Genomic DNA, 17,094 nt, shown 5'->3' with positions numbered 1-17,094 from the left:
GTCATCGTTTTGTAGTTTCGTCACCACAAAAATAGGACATACTGGTTCTTGCCTTTTTTTATGAGAAAGCCCTGTTTGTCCTATACAGAAGCAGTTGAAAAGCAGCTGGAGGAAATAATCAAGCTCGGCGCTACTCCTATTAATAGTACTAGTAAAGTTATGCTTTGGGGCATTGTAAAGTTTTTTTGTAGAAAACATGCAGGTACATCTCAAGAACAAAAAGAAGTAGTACACTTTATCCAAAAAAGATTTACTGATGATATTCGTTCTTTTTTATTATATAAAGCATATCAAGAATATCAATTTAAAAAAACTGCTACTTTAGATGAAATCCTCAAGCTATTACAAGACAACAGCGTAGATAAAAGCTATATAAATAAAATAAAAAATAATATTCCTGAAGAAATAAAAAATAATATAACCAGTAATACGGAGCTTTTAAGTAATTTGGATGGCAACACGCAAAGTTGGCGTGATTTCCTGAAAAGCCACAAAGGAAGTACACTTCTTATTGATACATGGGCAAGCTGGTGTGGGCCATGTCGGTCAGAAATCCCATTAAGTAAAAGCTTGCAGGAAAAATATAGAGCAAAAGGCTTACGTGTAGTTTTTTTAAGTATTGATGAAGATGAGAACGCGTGGAAAAAAATGACAAAAATGTTAAAAATAGACTCTCCTACTTTAGAAAACTATCGTGTAGGTATAAATTCATTAATAACTAAAGAACTTAACATTTCGTCCATTCCCAGATATATAATTATTGACAAAAACGGGGAGATTAAAAGCTTGCATGCGCCACGGCCCAGTAATCCTCAATTAGTAGAGTTGTTAGAAAGTTTATTTTAAGATATAGAAGATAACAGCCCTTCCCCCCACCAGGCTACACACTCCCCGTCATCCGAATACAGACAAGCCCCTTTACCCTGCTCCAGCCAGCTGCCCTACCGCCAGCCACTAATCCCACTCTCCCCTTCTTCCACCCCTTTTTTCTACCCTTTCATCACTTTTGTTACAAAATGGTGTAACCTATATGCAACATTTGTGGAAATGACTCGTCTTTAGCATCAAAGAAACGGGTGAATACACAATATTTCACTATAATTCTAGTTGAATACTTAAACCCTTAGTTAAAGTTTGTTAATATTGTACACATAAACCAAATAAGACGTTACTTTACTCCACAATAACTACCGCAATCCATCTATGAAAAACCTTTTCCTGCTCGTTTTCAGCCTCTTGCTGACAACGTCTCTTTTTGCCCAGACACCAGCCAGCCGAATTTCGATTCAGGGGAAGGTGACCGATACCACCGGTGCGGTACTTCCAGGCTCCAACGTTATGCTCCTGATGACGACCGATTCGTCGCTCGTTACCTTTGGCCGGACCAACGAAGCCGGCATGTTCAGCCTTAAGAATGTGAAGCGGGGCTCCTATATTCTGAAAATTTCGTACGTTGGCTTTATTCCGTATGACAAACTGCTCGATACCGGTGATCAGCCTAATAAAGACCTTGGCCCGCTCAAACTGAAGCCGATTGCCAAAGAACTGTTTGAGGTAGTTGTTAAAACGGCCCGCGCTCCGCTGACCATCAAAGGCGATACCATTGAGTACAATGCGGCTTCGTTTAAAGTACCGCCGGGATCGACGGTCGAGGACTTGCTCCGGCGTCTGCCCGGCATGCAGATCGATCAGGATGGCAACATCAAGGCCCAGGGCGAAGATGTAAAACGCGTAACGGTTGACGGCAAAACGTTCTTCGGCAGCGATCCGAAAGCGGCGACCAAAAACCTTTCTGCCGAAGCCATTTCGAAAGTGCAGGTCTTCAGCGATAAGACTGAACAGGCGAAACTGACCGGTATGGAAGACGGTAAAAAAGAAAAGACGCTGAATCTTCAGCTGAAAGACGGCTTCAAAAAAGGCTCGTTTGGTAAACTTACCGCCGGCGTTGGTTCCGATCTCCGGCCAAACAGTAATGGTACTGCCCGTACCGAACTCAAAGGCAATTACAACCGCTTCGACGATAAACGCCAGTTCTCGGTAATCGGTATGGGAAACAATACCAACCAGACCGGTCTTTCATTCGATGATTATCAGGATTTCAGAGGTAGTAACTCGTTCAACTGGAACGATGATGCCGATTTTGGTTTCAGCAGCGGCAGCCGGTTTATCTCGTTCGGCGGTGATGATGACGACAACCTCGGTATTCCGATTGGTGGCGGTTCAGGCCGTGGCTATTCAAACAACGCGGCGGCCGGCCTCAACTATAACTACGATACCAAGAAGACCAAATTCAGCAGCAGCTACTACTACAGCCAGACGCGCCAGACAATCGACGCCGTACGGAAGAGCCAGACATTCCTCGAAAATAGCTCATTCAACCGTACTGACTCAAGCAGCCAGATCAACTTTAACAACAGCCACCGCGTAAGCCTTCGTTTCCAGCAGGAACTTGACTCGATGCAGACACTGGTAATCCTGAGTAACAGCCGGTTCAGCAAGGGTAATACAAACCTGAACAGCTGGCAGCAGTTGTACCGGTTAAGCGCCCTGTCGACCCGGACAACGATCAACAACTTTGGCAATACAGATGCATTCGGCACGGCAAACTCTGTCGTATATCGGTCTAAGTTCAAGAAAAAAGGCCGGAACCTCGCCCTCAGCGCTACCTATCAGGTGAACCTGAACGACGCCGAAATGAACCTGAATTCGATTAACGAATTCTTCCAGGCGACCAACGTAAACGACCAGCTCCGGATTATTCGTCAGTTGCAGACCACCGATACCAAGCGTAGTCAGTACAAAATGAGCGCCTTGTATCTGGAACCACTGTCGAAAAAGTTCTTCTGGGAAAGCTTCTATAACTTCAGCCTGCGGAACGACGTGGTTGACCGTGACGTAATGGATCGCGGGGAGGCAGGCCAGGAAACACGGAACAACGTGCTGAGCCGCTACTACGAAAACAATTACCTGTTCAACCGTCTGGGAACCGGCTTCCGGTATTCAAACAAAGGGGTTAACCTGTTAGTGGGTGCTGCCGGTCAGCAATTCACACTTGCCGGTGAATATGCGCCGGATCAGACGTCGACGACGTTTAACAAAATCAACCGGACGTTTACCAACGTGATCCCGAACGTGTCGTTCAACTACAGCATGAAGGGGAACAAGTACCTGCGGTTCAGCTATGATGTGGGCATTCAGCTGCCTTCGACCCGCGACCTGCAACCGGTTATCGACAACACCAACCCGCTGTATATCACCGAAGGTAACCCGGATCTGTTACCTACCCTGCGGCACCAGCTGGGCGGCGGCTATAACATGTTCAACCCGGGTACGTTTACCAACCTGTACGTCAGCCTGAACTATACCTACAACGTAAATCAGATTGTGTATAACCAGACGGTAGACCCGACTACGTTGATTACGCGCACTAAGCCTGCTAACATCTCCGGCGGTCAGAATGTGGGCAGCTACATCGGCTTTGGTTTCCCACTGAAGAAAACGAAAGCGAACTTCAACATTTACAGCAACATCAATTACGGTAAGAACCTGACTAACATTAACGGTCAGCTGAACGAAACCAATACCAGCAGCATCGGTATCGGTCCGCGCCTTGATCTGACGCCAAACGACAAGATCACGATTTACGCTAACGCCAACTGGAACATCAGTAACACAAAGTACTCGATCAGCAGCGCTCAGAACCAGAAGATCTACAACTTCTTCTACGGTGGTGAAGCTAACGTAAAACTACCGCTCGGGCTCTACCTGAATACGACGCTGAACTACCGCGTGTATAAAAACGACCGTTTCGGCTTTAACCAGCACATCCCGATCTGGAACTCGTCGCTGTACACCATCCTGGGCAAAGCGAAAAAGGCCGAAATCCGGCTTACCGCCTATGATATGCTGAACCGTAACCTGGCGGTGTCGCAGTCGGCGTTCACAAACTCGGTGTCACAGGAGCGTGTACAGACGCTCTCGCGTTACTTCCTGGTGTCGTTTACGTACAACATGCGGGGTGTTCAGGCCAAAATGAAACGTCAGAATTTCTTCTAATAGCTATAAAACTGAGCCGCAAAATATTGTGCATAGAACTGAGCCGCAAAATATTGCGGCTCTACAATCGTCTTAATTATGAAAAAATACCTTCTTATTCCGCTTCTTTTTCTGGCTATACAGGTTTCTGCCCAACAGCAGCAGACGGAGGGCATTGTTTATTTCAACTACACGCAGTACTGGACCAAAATCATCAAGCGGCTTACATTCCTGAGCAAGGAAGAAAAGGAGCGTTCGGCCATGACCTGGAAAAATGAAGAAGGCTACACACAAAAGATGAAGTTGTTCTTTTCGCCGTCCCAGAGCTTGTACAGTTACAACAACGATGAAATCGAGGGCGCCGGCTATTCGTGGCGCAAGGAAGAATATTCCATCTACCGTAATTTCGATCAGGACAAAAAGTTTGATGTGATTGAGATGCTGGGCAAGGTGTACATAGTGGACGACTCACTGAACACCCCAAAATGGAAAATCTCCAACCAGATTAAAGACATTGCCGGTTTTATCTGCATGAAGGCAACGATGGACGATCCTGTCCGGGGCCAGAAAGTAACGGCGTGGTTTGCGCAGGATATTCCGGTTGGTGCCGGTCCGGAGCGTTATTTTGGCCTTCCGGGTATGATTCTGGGTATCGACCTTAACGAAGGTGACGTAATCATCGAGGCCTCAAAAGTAGAGTTTAAGCCGGTTACTGCTGAGCTGAAACAGCCGAAGGCGAAGGGCAAGAAAATAAAGGATAGTGATTACGATACGATTATCAGTAATCATATCAAGGACAGCATGAAAGCCAGCCGGAACCCGTTCTGGGCCATCCGTTATTAAAACTAATAGCCGGAGGATCCCCCCCGGCTATTATCTTATTCTTTCCTACCGGGGGCGGTGCCCCCGGCGACTGATTGGGCCCTTTCAGGGCATTTTCAGGATCGCCCTGAAAGGGCTCAATCAATCGCATAGGGTAAAACCCTATGCGATTTTTTTAGATATACTGGTTGATAATACTTTCCAGCCACTCCTGCTTGCCGCTCCGCATCGCAGGTTCGCCATTTTCAACAGCAAACGAGCGCAGGTCTTCCAGCGTCAGTTTACCATCTTCAAACGCTTTGCCTGAACCCGAATCAAACGACGAGTAACGCTCTTTACGGAACTTCAGGTAATCAGAGTCTTTCAGGATATTGTCGGCTACGATCACCGCACGGGCAAAGGCATCCATACCGCTGATGTGCGCGATGAACAGATCGTCCATATCCGTTGAGTTACGGCGTACTTTAGCGTCGAAGTTGATACCGCCCGGCTGAATACCACCCGCCTGCTGAATCACCAGCATAGCTTCTGTCAGTTCGTAGATGTTGATCGGGAACTGATCCGTATCCCAGCCATTCTGGTAATCGCCACGGTTGGCGTCGATGCTGCCCAGCATACCGGCATCAGCCGCTACCTGCAGTTCGTGCTCAAACGTATGGCCGGCCAGCGTGGCGTGGTTTACTTCGATATTCAGTTTGAAATCCTTATCCAGACCATACTGACGCAGGAAGCCGATTACTGTAGCGGCATCGTAGTCATACTGGTGCTTGGTTGGCTCCATCGGCTTCGGCTCGATAAAGAACGTACCGGTAAAGCCTTGCTTACGGGCGTAATCCCGGGCGATGGTCAGGAACTGGGCCAGGTGCTCAACTTCCCGCTTCATGTCGGTGTTCAGCAGCGTCATGTAGCCTTCGCGGCCACCCCAGAACACGTAGTTTTCGCCGTTCAGGGCGATGGTAGCGTCCAGTGCGTTTTTCACCTGCGTACCGGCATAGGCCACGACAGAGAAATCCGGGTTGGTCGACGCACCGTTCATGTACCGTGGATTCGAGAACACGTTTGCCGTTCCCCAAAGCAGCTTCACACCGCTGGCCGCCTGCTTTTGCTTGGCATAGTCAACGATGGCCTGCATACGGCTTTCGTACTCGGCAACGGTCGGCCCTTCATCGACAAGGTCAACGTCGTGGAAGCAGTAATACGGCGCGCCGATTTTGGTGAAGAATTCAAACGCGGCATCCATTTTCAGTTTTGCACGCGTAACGGCATCATTGCTCTGATCCCACGCAAACACACGGGTACCCGGACCAAACGGATCGCCACCGGTACCGCAGAATGTATGCCAGTAGCTGATCGCGTAGCGCAGCTGATCGCGCAGGGTTTTACCATTGATAACCAGCTCAGGGTTATACCACTTAAACGCTAACGGGTTTTTAGATTTAGGACCTTCGTAGGCGATAGCACCGATACCTTTAAAGTATTCCTGATCGCCCAGCGTGATGTTTGCCATGTTTATTGGGGAATGATTGGTTATGACTGATTTTGTGATGTAAAGTTGATATTTCTTTTTTAAATGTCATAATGACACCTAAACTATTTTTCATAAAATTTTATCAACCAATCTTTGATGGGTCTAATTCTGGCCTTAAATACCACTTATGTATATTTAACCACGAAGACAGGAAGAACCAAAGCAGCACGAAGTTTACTTATTTATACCCTTTGTGTACCTTAATCACTTAGCGCCTTCGTGGCAACTTCAGTTACCAATCAGAGACTGGCTTCGGGATTGGGGATGAAGTTCAGGAACGAATCCGTCTGCTGCTGGTACTTCGCCTTATCGACCTGATAATAATAGGCCCCTTTCTTGGAAAACCCCTTTTGTTTCTCGTCTAACTTGATCAACAAGTCTGTCGACAGGATTTTGCGGCTGAAATTCCGCTTATCGAATTCCGTGTTGTAGATCGCATCGTACAACTTCTTCAGCTGCGGAATGGTAAATTTTTCCGGTAACAACTCGAATCCGATCGGATGCTGGGCCGCTTTGTAACGCAGCCGCTTTATTGCCAGGTCAACCATCTGGCCGTGGTCGAACAGCAGCGCGGGCAGATCATAGAGCGAGAACCACCGCGCCTGATATGTCTCCGAAATTTTCGACGCATAATCGGCCACGTTTACCAGCGCGAAGTAAGCAACTGAAATAGTACGGGAAATGGGGTCGCGGTCCGGATCACCGAACGTATACAACTGTTCCAGATAAACGTCGGTCAGGTTAGTCAGTTCAAACAAAATACGGGCGGCTGCCTCCTCAAGGCTTTCGCGGGGTTGCAGCCACCCTCCCATCAATGACCAGGTCTGTTCTTCAACACCCCGTTTTACCAGCAAAATCTTCAGGCTTTCGCCGTCGAAACCGAAAATGATCGAATCGAGGGCCAGTAAATACGCGTGTTGTTGTTTATAAAGGTCTAGCATGCAAAGGCGTAAAGCAATGAATCACAAATATTAAAAAAATTTCAGTCCGGGCTGTAAGGTTTTACCCTGCGCTGCGACTAATATGGTACATTCAAGCAAACATCAAACAACATGCTTAAGAAAACCATCGGTTCGTTTTTACTCATTTGCCTGGCGCTTTCAGGCTTTGCCCAAGATAAATCATTACTCTGGAAAATATCGGGTAACGGGCTGACGAAACCGTCTTACCTGTTTGGCACCATCCACCTGATCTGTCCGACCGATTTCTCCCTCTCCGACTCGACCAAAAACGCGCTCGCCAACGCCGGTCAGGTATTTCTGGAAATCGATATGGACGACCCTGCCCTGATGACAAACATGCAGAAAAGCATGATGAATACGTCGGGTAAGCCGTTGAAAGAAATGCTGAGTGCCGACGATTACAAACTGCTCGACGACTATTACACCACTAACCTGCACATGGGTCTGAGTCAGCTGGGCATGATGAAACCGTTTGCCCTCATGTCGCTGCAGTACATGGCCTTGCTGAACTGCCAGCCTCAGAGCTACGAAATGACGTTTACGCAGATGGCCGGTACGCAGAAAAAAGAAGTACTGGGTCTGGAAACCATCGACGACCAGATGGCCATTTTCGACAAAATGCCGCCGGAAAAAATGGCGCAGCAGCTCGTTGATATGGTAAAAAAGAAAGATGAAGCGACCAGGGAATTTCAGCAGCTTGTCACGCTTTACAAGGCGCAGGACCTTGAGGGGTTACGGAAGTTAATGGATGCCAGCCAGTTTTCAGAGTTCGAAGGCTTTGAAGAGGTACTGCTTGATCAGCGGAACATTAAATGGATTCCGGTCATTGACAAAGCAGTCCGGCAGCAGCCCACCTTTATAGCCGTCGGTGCCGGCCATCTGGGCGGTGAAAAGGGAGTCATCCGCCTGCTCCGTCAGAAAGGGTATACCGTACAGCCGGTTAAGTAAATCCAGCCGGTCGTTTGATCAACCTCCCACCGCTATGGCGACAGCCCCCGATTTTGTCGAGCAGGTCAGGCAGCATCAGAAGATTATCCACAAAGTTTGTCACCTCTACGGCGATTCGCCGGAAGACCGTGAAGATCTTTTTCAGGAGATCCTGCTGAATGCGTGGAAAGCCTGGCCTGCTTTCCGGCAAGAGGCTGCGTTTACGACCTGGCTTTATCAGGTTTCACTGAACACAGCCATCTCTTATTTCCGGAAAGGGAAAAAGCAGCCCCTCCGGCAGCCTATTGATGCCTCCTTAACGCTTCTTTCCCAGCCTGCTGACGAGGATACCGAACAGCAGTTCAAGGCCATGTACCTGGCCATCGGCGAGCTGAATAAGATCGACAAAGCTATTGTGACCCTATACATCGAGCAATACGACTACCGGACTATTGGCCAGATGCTTGGCCTGACCGACAACAATGTGGCCGTGCGGATGAACCGCATCAAAACGTTTCTGAAAGAAGCCGTTAAAAAGCACCTTTAACCATGGAACTCGACGAATTCAGCGCCCTTTTTAATGCCCGGTTTGACGAGTCGCCCGTGCAGAAAAGTATTGATGACATTACGCAACAGATCAAAAGCCGGTCAGGCACGGCCCTTGACCGCATCCTGCGGAACCTGCTGATCGAGATCGGCGTCGCTTTTGCCTGTATTATCGGCATGTCGGTCGTGGCGTACCGCATTCCGTCCATTACCCTGCACTGGCTGGCCGGCGCGGTCTGGGTACTGAGTATCATTCAGATTGCAGCCTTTAGCTGGCAATACAAACAGCTGAAAGCGACGGCACTGCCGATGGCTGTTGATCTGCGTTCGCACCTGCAACAGCAGATCCGGGTTATTGAGCGCTTCGTTACTATTTACCTAGCCTTCTGCCTTGTATCCATTCCGGTTGGCTTTGTTCTCGGCGGGATACTGGGGTATACGATAGCGTCCCAAAAGCGCACCGACCCGTTTCTCAATCCGATTGACAAACTGCACCCGGGCCCGCTGGGACTCCTGATTATAGCGGCAGGGACAGCCGCCTTCCTGATCGGTGTTGTCTATTTCTTTAAAGCCTACATCCGCTGGCTGTATGGCCGGCACCTCGATCAGCTCAAATCCTGTTTAGCCGAACTTGACCAATAAACAACAATGAATAAACGTACGAAGGTGCTGATTCAGCTTCTGTCCGGACTGGCCGCCGGTGCCGGCTTTGGCTTTCTGGCCGGTAAAGCCGGTAAGGTATTCCTCAGCGGCCACCTTGACGCCCTGACCGGCTCCGTCAGCGGCGGCGAAGCCGTGGCCCGCATTGTGGCGGTGCCGGTGGCCATGTGGGCAGCCCTGGCAGCCCATGAACTGGGTCATTTACTTACCGGCCTGGCGCAGGGATTCCGGTTTAATCTGTATGTCGCCGGCTTCCTGGGCATTCGCCGGAACGCTGATACCGATGCCATTGAGGTGTATCTGAATAAAGACATACAGCTTTTCGGAGGCGTTGCGGCTACTATTCCCGTAAAGCGTTCCGACAACCTGCGCCGGCAGTTTGCCCGCGTCATCATTGCCGGCCCCATCGTCAGTCTCGCTGGCGGCTTCCTGGTACTGGGACTCGCCTGGTATGGTTTGGTCTCCCTGTCGCCGGCCTCCCCGGCGTTAATGCGTACGCTCGTCCTTTTCGGATTAACCTTCGGCCTCGTATCCCTTATGTTGTTTCTGGCCACCACGCTGCCATCCCGGACCGGTGCGTTCTATACCGACCGTGCCCGCTTTTTCCGGCTGATCCGTGGTGGCCGCACGGCAGACATTGAGCAGGCGATACTCGAAACGATGGCGCAGATTACGTCCGGCCAACCCTATGCCGATTTGACCATCGGGCAGCTTCATCTGCTGCTCGAAGAACCCGAGCCGTTTTTCAAAAGCTATGCCCATACGCTGCTCTATTACTATCACCTTGACCGGCATGAACTGGAGGAGGCCTATACGCACATCAGACAGGCGGCCGAATTACTGGACGGGCAGCCGGGACTCTTTAAAAATGAGGTACTGAAGGAGGTTGCTTTTGCCCATGCCTACATCAAAGGCGATGCTTCGCTGGCGCAGCAGATCTGGGAACACATTACGCCGTCGCCCGACAAGCAGAAAACGCCGCAAACCTACCTGATCAAAGCCGCCATTGCGCAGGCCTCAGACCTGGTCACTGACGCTCGGCAGCTCGCCGGTGACGGGCTGGCGCTCCTGCCTTCGCCCATTGTCAAGGCCGAACATAAACTCGTCGGCAGACTGCTGCATCAACTGGCATAAAAAACGCCCGGATCCATGTCCGGGCGTTTCGTTTACTGGTATCCTCTGGCCTGTAGCTGGAAGAGTTCAGCATAGCGCCCGTTGGCAGCCAGTAGTTCGGCATGCGAACCGATCTCGAGCAGCTGCCCGCCCTCCAGCACCAGAATCCGGTCGGCCATACGGACCGTCGAGAAGCGGTGCGAAATAATCACCGAAGACTTGCCTTCGGTCAGCCCGGCAAACCGCTGGAACACTTCATATTCGGCACGGGCATCAAGGGCAGCCGTTGGCTCGTCGAGAATCAATACCTGCGCGTTGCGCATGTAGGCACGGCCCAGGGCTATTTTCTGCCATTCGCCCCCCGACAGCTCAACGCCTTTGCCAAAGCTCCGGCCCAGCTGCTGGTCGTAGCCGTTTTCCAGTTTGGCAATGACCGAATCGGCCAGACTGCGCTGAGCCGACTGCTCAATTTGGGGCTGATTGGTCCGTTCATCAATATCGCCGACGGCAATGTTCACCCCTGCCGACATTTTCAGGCGCACATAATCCTGAAAAATTACCCCCACATTCCGGCGCAGGTCGGCCAGATCGTACTCGCGCAGGTCGCGGCCATCGAGCAGAATCCGGCCCTCGGCCGGATCGTACAAACGGGCCAGCAGCTTTACCAGTGTCGTTTTACCGGCACCGTTCTCACCCACAAGCGCCAGCTTTTCGCCGGGATGCAGGGTAAACGACAGATTCCGTAACGCCCAGCGCTCCCGCCCGTTTGATGAGGCATTGGCATATTTGAACCCTACATTATCGAACACAAACCCTTCACGGATCGGGTTCGGAAATGGCAGCGGATTGCGGGTCGAATGGATAGCCGGCTGAATGGCAAAGTAGTCGAACAGGTCCTGTAAGTACATAGACTCCTGCGTCAGGCTGCTGAACTGCAAGAGAATACCTTCCAGCGACCCACGCATCTGCCGGAACGAAGCGGCCAGAAACGTCAGGTCACCGAGCGAAATCTGCCCGCTGACGGCACGGAGTACAATCCAGACATACGCCCCGTAATAGCCTGCCGTTCCGAGCGCAGTCAGCACCGTTCCCCAACCGGCACGGCTTACGGCCAGACTCCGGTTTTTGACGTAATACTGCCATGACAGCTCCTTAAACCGGCCGATCAGGAAATCTGACAGCCCGAAGATTTTGACCTCCTTGGCCGTTTCGTCGCTTGCCCCTACGTAGCGCAGGTAATCGAGTTCACGCCGTTCGGGTGTCCAGCTGCGCGACAGCGAATAACTGCGCTGATTAAAGTAATTATCGGCAATAAACGCCGGCGTAACGGCCAGCAGCAGCAGCAACAGCAGCCACGGATTGTAGACGACTAAACCAGCCGCCAGAAAACCCACGGAGATCAGTTCCTGCACCTGCCCGAAGACCTGCGACAGCAGCACCGTCCGGCCGGTGGTTTGCCGGCGGGCCCGTTCAAGTTTATCGTAAAAGGTGGCATCTTCAAACTGTTCAAGGTCGAGTGTTGCAGCATGTTCCATCAGGCGGGCGGAGGTCTGGTTCGCAAACAAATCACCCAGCAGGCTGTCGAGCAGCGATACCAGCCGGCCGAATGCGGTCGACAACACCGCAAAGCCGAATTCAATACCAACCAGCAGCCAGAGGTGCGACGTGTCGGCCGCGCCATGCAGGCTGCTCAGCCGGACGACTTCGTCGATAATCAGTTTACCCACAAACAAGGTCGCCGCCGGGAGGGCCGCGCGAAACAAGCGGGTCACGGCATTGCCCAGAAACAGCGCCGGTGATACCGCCCACACTAAGCGGAAAAAGGCAGGTAAGTTACGTAAAGCCAGAAAACGGTCGCGCCACGAGAGCTCTTCTGCCGTGGTATTGGCATTCGCCCGCCGTTCTGATTTCGGAGGTTTTATCATACTTAAATGACAACGGAATCGGGGATTTAGTTCTTTTTTATAACTTGCTGACTAACACGTTACTCGTTACCATTTAATCACATGAAATCCCGCATCTTACTTTCACTACTGGCCTGTTTCCTCGGGGTCAGCGTTTATGCACAGCAACCGCATCAACCGGCCAAAGAGCCTGATTATCAGAAAACCGGCGGACTAGCGTTTGATACCAGCCCGATTGACCGCGTTTTTGACAAAGCACGGGCGGTTAACAAGCCGGTTTTTGTAGAAATTTATTCACCCGATTGTCCGCATTGTCAGGAGCTTATGCCGGTTTTCGCCAGTAAAAAAGCGGGCGATTTCTACAATGAGCGGTTTGTCTGTACCAAGCTTGTGTTTCCGCACAAAGAGACGCTGGACTTTCTGGAGCAGAAGAAACTGACGATTCCTGAAATTCCTTTCCTGTTATTCTTTACTCCGGACGGAACGCTGATTCATGCCAGCCAGACCGATAAAAACGAAGATGCGGTGATTAACGTGGCCAATACAGCCCTGAATCCCGAAATCCGGTCGGCGTCTTATCCGCAGCATTTCGCCAATGGCGTACGGACAACCAACTTTCTGCTTGAATACGGCCTGATCACGATTGTCACCCGCGATCTGGCGGCCAACAAAGCTGTTCTGGAGGCCTATGCACAGGTAACACCCGTCAGTGACTATGCCAGTGACCTGAACTGGGCTGTATTACAGAAACGCATTCAGCACGTCGATAACCCCATTGCTCAGCACCTTATCAACCATCAGGAGCAGTATGCCCGTTTCGGCAAGAACGATGCACAAGGACTTGCTGACCGGCTTATTTCACAGAAACTCTACGGCCCGGATGCCGGTACGATGCCGATTGAGCAGGTACTGCAACTGCGGGGCATGCTTGAAAAAATCGGTATTGCCCCTGCGCTGGCCGCTACCCGCACGCTGCTGCCCGAAATCAACGCTTATTTCCGGAGCCAACAAACCGAGAAGGCCGTTGAGCGCATAAATACCTATCAGACAAAATCACCGCTGACGCTGCCGGAGTGCATTTTTGTGGTGCGCTACTTCAATCAGAACAGTCCTACCATTGCGGATGTGTCTGACGTTTCGCGGTGGGCACAGAAAGGACTTAAGGAAACCAGCATTACCCTGCAGCAGAAAGCAGACCTTTACTATGAACTGGCCGAGGCATGCCGTCGGGGTAATCAGTTACAGGAAGCCCGCAAGGCCGCGCAGGAATCTATGAAGGCCGCGCAGGCCGGCAAACTGGATACCAAACGCAATACCGAGCAGTTAAAAGCGCTGGAATAACCGGACAGATACTAACTTTCAGGCGACCGGACAGGACACGGCACACCACGACTGTGTTCTCTGTCCGGTCATTTGAGCAAATCAAAAACCGTCCGTCATCTGAGGCGCAATCAAAAAACCGTCATCTGAGACGCAAGATGTTGCGTCTCTACTGTGTTTCATGGATCAGTGAGTATATTTCAGCCCTGATTTCTGTTTTACACTAACCGGCACCACTTCCGGTAATGCCTGACCAAAACAAACACGTTCCATGAACACCTATCTTACGGCTTTCGCAGCCGCCTGCTTCAGTGTGACCTCACTCTGTGCCCAGCCAACCGCCGACGAGTATAAGGCCCGTACGCAACTCATTTATCAGAACATTCACCAGACGTTTTACCAGCCAAAAGACGGGCTGTTTATCGAGACCAGCGACCCCGCCAAAAACGAGCGGCCGCATTCGTTTCTGTGGCCGCTCTGTGCGCTGTTTGAAGCCACCAATGAGGTCGAACGGATCGATAAATCGAAGCCGTATAATGCCTGGGTCATGAACGCCATTGACCAGTATTACAACGAAAATCCGCCGGCGCCGGGCTATCAGGCCTACGTGCGGAAAGAGCGGCAGGATACCCGTTTTTACGACGACAACCAGTGGATCGGTATTACAAGCCTGGATGCCTATGACCGTACCCACGATGCCCGCTATCTGGAGCTTGGCAAACGCATTTATCGCTTCATGATGACGGGTTTCGACACGAAAACCGGCGGCGGTATTTACTGGAAAGAAGACGAAAAGAACACCAAAAACACCTGTTCGAACGGGCCGGGGATTCTGATTGCCCTGCACCTGTACAAAATCACGAAGCAAAAAAGCTACCTCGACACGGCCATCCTGCTGTATGACTGGACCAACAAATACCTCCTGTCGCCGAAAGGGGTCTATTATGATGCCATCAAAGTGCCGTCCATGAAAATCGACTCGGCAACCTATACCTACAATACCGGCACCATGCTGCAAGCCAACGCGCTGCTGTATACGCTCACGAAAGACAAAAAATACCTGACCGAAGCACAGCGTATTGCTCAGGCGGCTGAAAAACATTTCTTCCGCAATGGCAAACTACCAAACCATTACTGGTTCAATGCGGTACTATTGCGGGGGTATCTGTCACTGTACGAGATCGATAAAAACCGGCAGCAGCTACAGTTTTTCATCAACGATGCCGAACGCATCTGGCAGGCAGAACGGGATGACAAAAACTACCTTGGCCGCCAGAAAGCCAAAACACTGATCGATCAGGCGGCCATGATGGAGATTTATGCGCGGCTGGCCCAACTGGCGGCAAAGCCATAAATCACTATTTACCCATAAACACCTTAAAGTCGGCAACTTTCTCACGGCTTACCAGCGCTTCCTTCTCAAACGTCGGACGCAGGGTCAACGCGAGCCGGTTGCCGAAATAAGGCTGAATCTGCTCAATGGCATTATGCGTAATGATCAGGCCGCGGTTTACCCGGAAAAACTGAACCGGATCCAGCGCATCAGCAAGTTCGTCGAGCGTATAATCAACCAGAAACTTCTGATTCTGCCACGTCTTGAAAAAGCTGAACCGCTCTTCGGTGTAAAAAAAGGCAATCTCATTTACTTCAATCGACAGCAGGCGCTGTCCCTGCCGCACCAGAAACCGGCGGCGGTGCTCTTTCGGCTGCTGAATCTGTAGCTCCCGCAGCAGTTTATTGAGGTTGATCGTCGTAGCGCTACCCGGTTCGGCGGGTGTCCGGCGGGCGGCCAGGTCACGGAATTTCTTCAGGCTCCGTTCCAGATCTTCCTTCTGGATAGGTTTCAGCAGGTAGTCGATGCTGTTGACCTTAAAGGCCTGAAGGGCATATTCGTCGTAGGAAGTCGTAAAAATGACCGTGCTTTTTACCTCTACCTGATCAAATATCTCGAAGCTTTGCCCGTCGGCCAGCTCAATATCCATAAAAATCAGGTCGGGTACTTCGTTGGTTTCCGTATCACTCAGGTACGCAACCGTTTCTTCAATGCTGGCCGTAACACCGGCAATGTTCAGCGAAGGATCAATGTCCAACAGCAGCTTGCGGATTTTACGGACGGCTAAATCCTCATCTTCAACTATTAATACGTTCATGGTATGCAGGTATTGACGCGTGTAATTAATCGGTTTCGGGTTAAAATTCTGTTAGCAGACCGGCTCCCTTTTCAATCAGCGGCAGAATGACCGTAAACTGGTCCTCTGTTTCCTGAATGACCACATCGGCCTGGGCCAGCAGCCGGTACTTGGCCGAAATATTGGCCAGGCCTACCTTGTTGGAGGCCGTTCGCGAGACCTTACGCTGTAGGGTATTCTGAACGATCAGGCGCCGGTCGGGTGTTGTCCGGATCGAAATATGCAGCGGTTTGTTTGCCATAATGACGTTATGTTTTACGGCATTTTCGACCAGCATCTGCAAGGTCAGCGGCGGCAGGCGTTCATTCATAAACGCGTCGTCAATCGTTACCTCCAGCTCAATTCCCTGCCCGTACCGCGTTTTCAGCAAATGGAAGTACGAGGTAATAAAGTTGATTTCCGTAGACAGCAGCGTCAGCTCCCGGTCGTTGGTCTGGAGCAGGTAGCGGTACACATTAGCCATTTCGTCCACAAACAGCTCGGCCCGTTCGGGTTCATCGTTGATCAGCGACGAGAGCGAATTCAGCGTATTAAACAGGAAATGCGGGTTTACCTGGTTTTTCAGGCTTTCGACCTGTCCTTGTAGGGTGGCTTTCCGGAGCTGTTCTTTTTCCAGCATGGTTTCCCGCCATTTCGCCAGCGAGTGCGTGCTCTCCGAAACAGCTACCGACACCACATTCGCCAGTACATTAAAAATCAGGATGTACTTGACCGTCGTCCAGTCGAACGAATAGCCGAACCAGTGAAAATGGTCGTATGTCCAGATGCTGCCGAGAATAAAGGAGGGCGTTACGGTCGAAAACATCAGAAAGAGCAGTGTCACCCGTGTTAGCGCCTGACTTAAATCCGGCAGCCACCCGATGATCCGCTTCGTCAGCCAGTCAATCGTCAGCAGACAGGTCAGGGCAATTGCGAGGTTGATCCCCGACACAGACAGAAACGTCGGGATGTCCTGCAAATAAATCCTGCCCAGTAACAGATAAGAAATTAACGGTATAAACCACGGAAACAGCAGCATGAAGTGTAGCTTCAGCTGATGGGTCGGTTTAAACCACCGGGGCATTGGTTGATGAATAAGGGCAGTCATA

At 50.8% G+C, this 17,094-nt stretch carries 14 protein-coding genes; 9 read left to right on the top strand and 5 right to left on the bottom strand.

All coding sequences use genetic code 11. The features are described 5' to 3' along the window. Positions 1–60 precede the first annotated feature (60 nt). The 3 genes from AC23NW_RS25035 to AC23NW_RS25025 all read left to right on the top strand — a co-directional run bounded on the left by AC23NW_RS25035 (position 61) and on the right by AC23NW_RS25025 (position 4,878). A complete protein-coding gene (locus AC23NW_RS25035) occupies positions 61–846 on the top strand; it encodes a TlpA family protein disulfide reductase (RefSeq protein ID WP_487452894.1) in 786 nt (261 codons plus the stop codon). A gap of 357 nt (positions 847–1,203) precedes the next feature. Beyond that, on the top strand, positions 1,204–4,056 hold the full coding sequence (locus tag AC23NW_RS25030; RefSeq protein WP_293841701.1) for a TonB-dependent receptor: 2,853 nt from the start codon (positions 1,204–1,206) through the stop codon (positions 4,054–4,056). A 78-nt stretch (positions 4,057–4,134) separates the two neighbouring features. Next, the gene (locus AC23NW_RS25025) at positions 4,135–4,878 is read left to right on the top strand and encodes a GLPGLI family protein (RefSeq protein ID WP_293841699.1); all 744 of its coding nucleotides are present in this window, start codon (positions 4,135–4,137) and stop codon (positions 4,876–4,878) included. 154 nt (positions 4,879–5,032) lie between these two features. On the opposite strand, the gene xylA is transcribed toward AC23NW_RS25025, so the two are convergent. Next, entirely contained in the window at positions 5,033–6,364 is a 1,332-nt protein-coding gene (gene xylA / locus AC23NW_RS25020) for a xylose isomerase (RefSeq protein ID WP_487452892.1), read from the bottom strand. 260 nt (positions 6,365–6,624) lie between these two features. Then, entirely contained in the window at positions 6,625–7,326 is a 702-nt protein-coding gene (locus tag AC23NW_RS25015; RefSeq protein ID WP_293841695.1) for an NUDIX hydrolase, read from the bottom strand. Between the two features lie 111 nt (positions 7,327–7,437). Between AC23NW_RS25015 and AC23NW_RS25010 the strand changes: the two genes are divergently transcribed. Genes AC23NW_RS25010 through AC23NW_RS24995 form a run of 4 tightly spaced genes read left to right on the top strand, consistent with a single transcriptional unit; the run spans position 7,438 to position 10,614 of the window. Continuing rightward, the gene (locus AC23NW_RS25010; protein ID WP_293841693.1) at positions 7,438–8,295 is read left to right on the top strand and encodes a TraB/GumN family protein; all 858 of its coding nucleotides are present in this window, start codon (positions 7,438–7,440) and stop codon (positions 8,293–8,295) included. A 34-nt stretch (positions 8,296–8,329) separates the two neighbouring features. Then, entirely contained in the window at positions 8,330–8,821 is a 492-nt protein-coding gene (locus AC23NW_RS25005) for an RNA polymerase sigma factor (RefSeq protein ID WP_487452890.1), read from the top strand. A 2-nt stretch (positions 8,822–8,823) separates the two neighbouring features. Further along, entirely contained in the window at positions 8,824–9,462 is a 639-nt protein-coding gene (locus AC23NW_RS25000; RefSeq protein WP_293841689.1) for a hypothetical protein, read from the top strand. 6 nt (positions 9,463–9,468) lie between these two features. Further along, the gene (locus tag AC23NW_RS24995) at positions 9,469–10,614 is read left to right on the top strand and encodes a M50 family metallopeptidase (protein WP_487452889.1); all 1,146 of its coding nucleotides are present in this window, start codon (positions 9,469–9,471) and stop codon (positions 10,612–10,614) included. Between the two features lie 32 nt (positions 10,615–10,646). Here AC23NW_RS24995 and AC23NW_RS24990 read toward each other — a convergent pair whose 3' ends face one another. Further along, complete coding sequence (locus AC23NW_RS24990) at positions 10,647–12,518, bottom strand: ABC transporter ATP-binding protein (protein WP_487452887.1); 1,872 nt, start codon at positions 12,516–12,518, stop codon at positions 10,647–10,649. An 81-nt stretch (positions 12,519–12,599) separates the two neighbouring features. Between AC23NW_RS24990 and AC23NW_RS24985 the strand changes: the two genes are divergently transcribed. Together AC23NW_RS24985 and AC23NW_RS24980 are read left to right on the top strand one after the other, a co-directional pair. Then, the gene (locus AC23NW_RS24985; RefSeq protein ID WP_487452885.1) at positions 12,600–13,838 is read left to right on the top strand and encodes a thioredoxin family protein; all 1,239 of its coding nucleotides are present in this window, start codon (positions 12,600–12,602) and stop codon (positions 13,836–13,838) included. A 250-nt stretch (positions 13,839–14,088) separates the two neighbouring features. Continuing rightward, positions 14,089–15,171 carry a glycoside hydrolase family 76 protein gene (locus tag AC23NW_RS24980; protein WP_293841681.1) on the top strand — a complete coding sequence of 361 codons (1,083 nt, stop codon included), beginning with the start codon at positions 14,089–14,091 and terminating at the stop codon, positions 15,169–15,171. 4 nt (positions 15,172–15,175) lie between these two features. Here the strand turns inward: AC23NW_RS24980 and AC23NW_RS24975 are convergent, their stop codons facing one another. Together AC23NW_RS24975 and AC23NW_RS24970 are read right to left on the bottom strand one after the other, a co-directional pair. After that, positions 15,176–15,967, bottom strand: a complete 792-nt coding sequence (locus AC23NW_RS24975; RefSeq protein WP_487452884.1) for a LytR/AlgR family response regulator transcription factor — start codon at positions 15,965–15,967, stop codon at positions 15,176–15,178. Positions 15,968–16,007: 40 nt separating this feature from the next. Further along, positions 16,008–17,093, bottom strand: a complete 1,086-nt coding sequence (locus AC23NW_RS24970; RefSeq protein WP_487452883.1) for a sensor histidine kinase — start codon at positions 17,091–17,093, stop codon at positions 16,008–16,010. Position 17,094: the final 1 nt, after the last annotated feature.

This window comes from Arsenicibacter sp. R0_47, from assembly GCF_057652235.1.
Note: the sequence above shows the minus strand (reverse complement) of the source record. Positions and strands in the feature narration are given on the sequence as shown.

What these genes read in the sequence shown, in the direction of transcription:
- AC23NW_RS25010 (WP_293841693.1), top strand. Translation starts at nt 7,438, where the DNA reads ATGCTTAAGAAAACCATCGGTTCGTTTTTACTCATTTGCCTGGCGCTT.
- AC23NW_RS24980 (WP_293841681.1), top strand. Translation starts at nt 14,089, where the DNA reads ATGAACACCTATCTTACGGCTTTCGCAGCCGCCTGCTTCAGTGTGACC.
- AC23NW_RS25015 (WP_293841695.1), bottom strand. Translation starts at nt 7,326, where the DNA reads ATGCTAGACCTTTATAAACAACAACACGCGTATTTACTGGCCCTCGAT.
- AC23NW_RS24995 (WP_487452889.1), top strand. Translation starts at nt 9,469, where the DNA reads ATGAATAAACGTACGAAGGTGCTGATTCAGCTTCTGTCCGGACTGGCC.
- AC23NW_RS24970 (WP_487452883.1), bottom strand. Translation starts at nt 17,093, where the DNA reads ATGACTGCCCTTATTCATCAACCAATGCCCCGGTGGTTTAAACCGACC.
- AC23NW_RS24985 (WP_487452885.1), top strand. Translation starts at nt 12,600, where the DNA reads ATGAAATCCCGCATCTTACTTTCACTACTGGCCTGTTTCCTCGGGGTC.
- AC23NW_RS24975 (WP_487452884.1), bottom strand. Translation starts at nt 15,967, where the DNA reads ATGAACGTATTAATAGTTGAAGATGAGGATTTAGCCGTCCGTAAAATC.
- AC23NW_RS25025 (WP_293841699.1), top strand. Translation starts at nt 4,135, where the DNA reads ATGAAAAAATACCTTCTTATTCCGCTTCTTTTTCTGGCTATACAGGTT.
- AC23NW_RS25035 (WP_487452894.1), top strand. Translation starts at nt 61, where the DNA reads ATGAGAAAGCCCTGTTTGTCCTATACAGAAGCAGTTGAAAAGCAGCTG.
- AC23NW_RS25030 (WP_293841701.1), top strand. Translation starts at nt 1,204, where the DNA reads ATGAAAAACCTTTTCCTGCTCGTTTTCAGCCTCTTGCTGACAACGTCT.
- AC23NW_RS24990 (WP_487452887.1), bottom strand. Translation starts at nt 12,518, where the DNA reads ATGATAAAACCTCCGAAATCAGAACGGCGGGCGAATGCCAATACCACG.
- AC23NW_RS25000 (WP_293841689.1), top strand. Translation starts at nt 8,824, where the DNA reads ATGGAACTCGACGAATTCAGCGCCCTTTTTAATGCCCGGTTTGACGAG.
- xylA (WP_487452892.1), bottom strand. Translation starts at nt 6,364, where the DNA reads ATGGCAAACATCACGCTGGGCGATCAGGAATACTTTAAAGGTATCGGT.
- AC23NW_RS25005 (WP_487452890.1), top strand. Translation starts at nt 8,330, where the DNA reads ATGGCGACAGCCCCCGATTTTGTCGAGCAGGTCAGGCAGCATCAGAAG.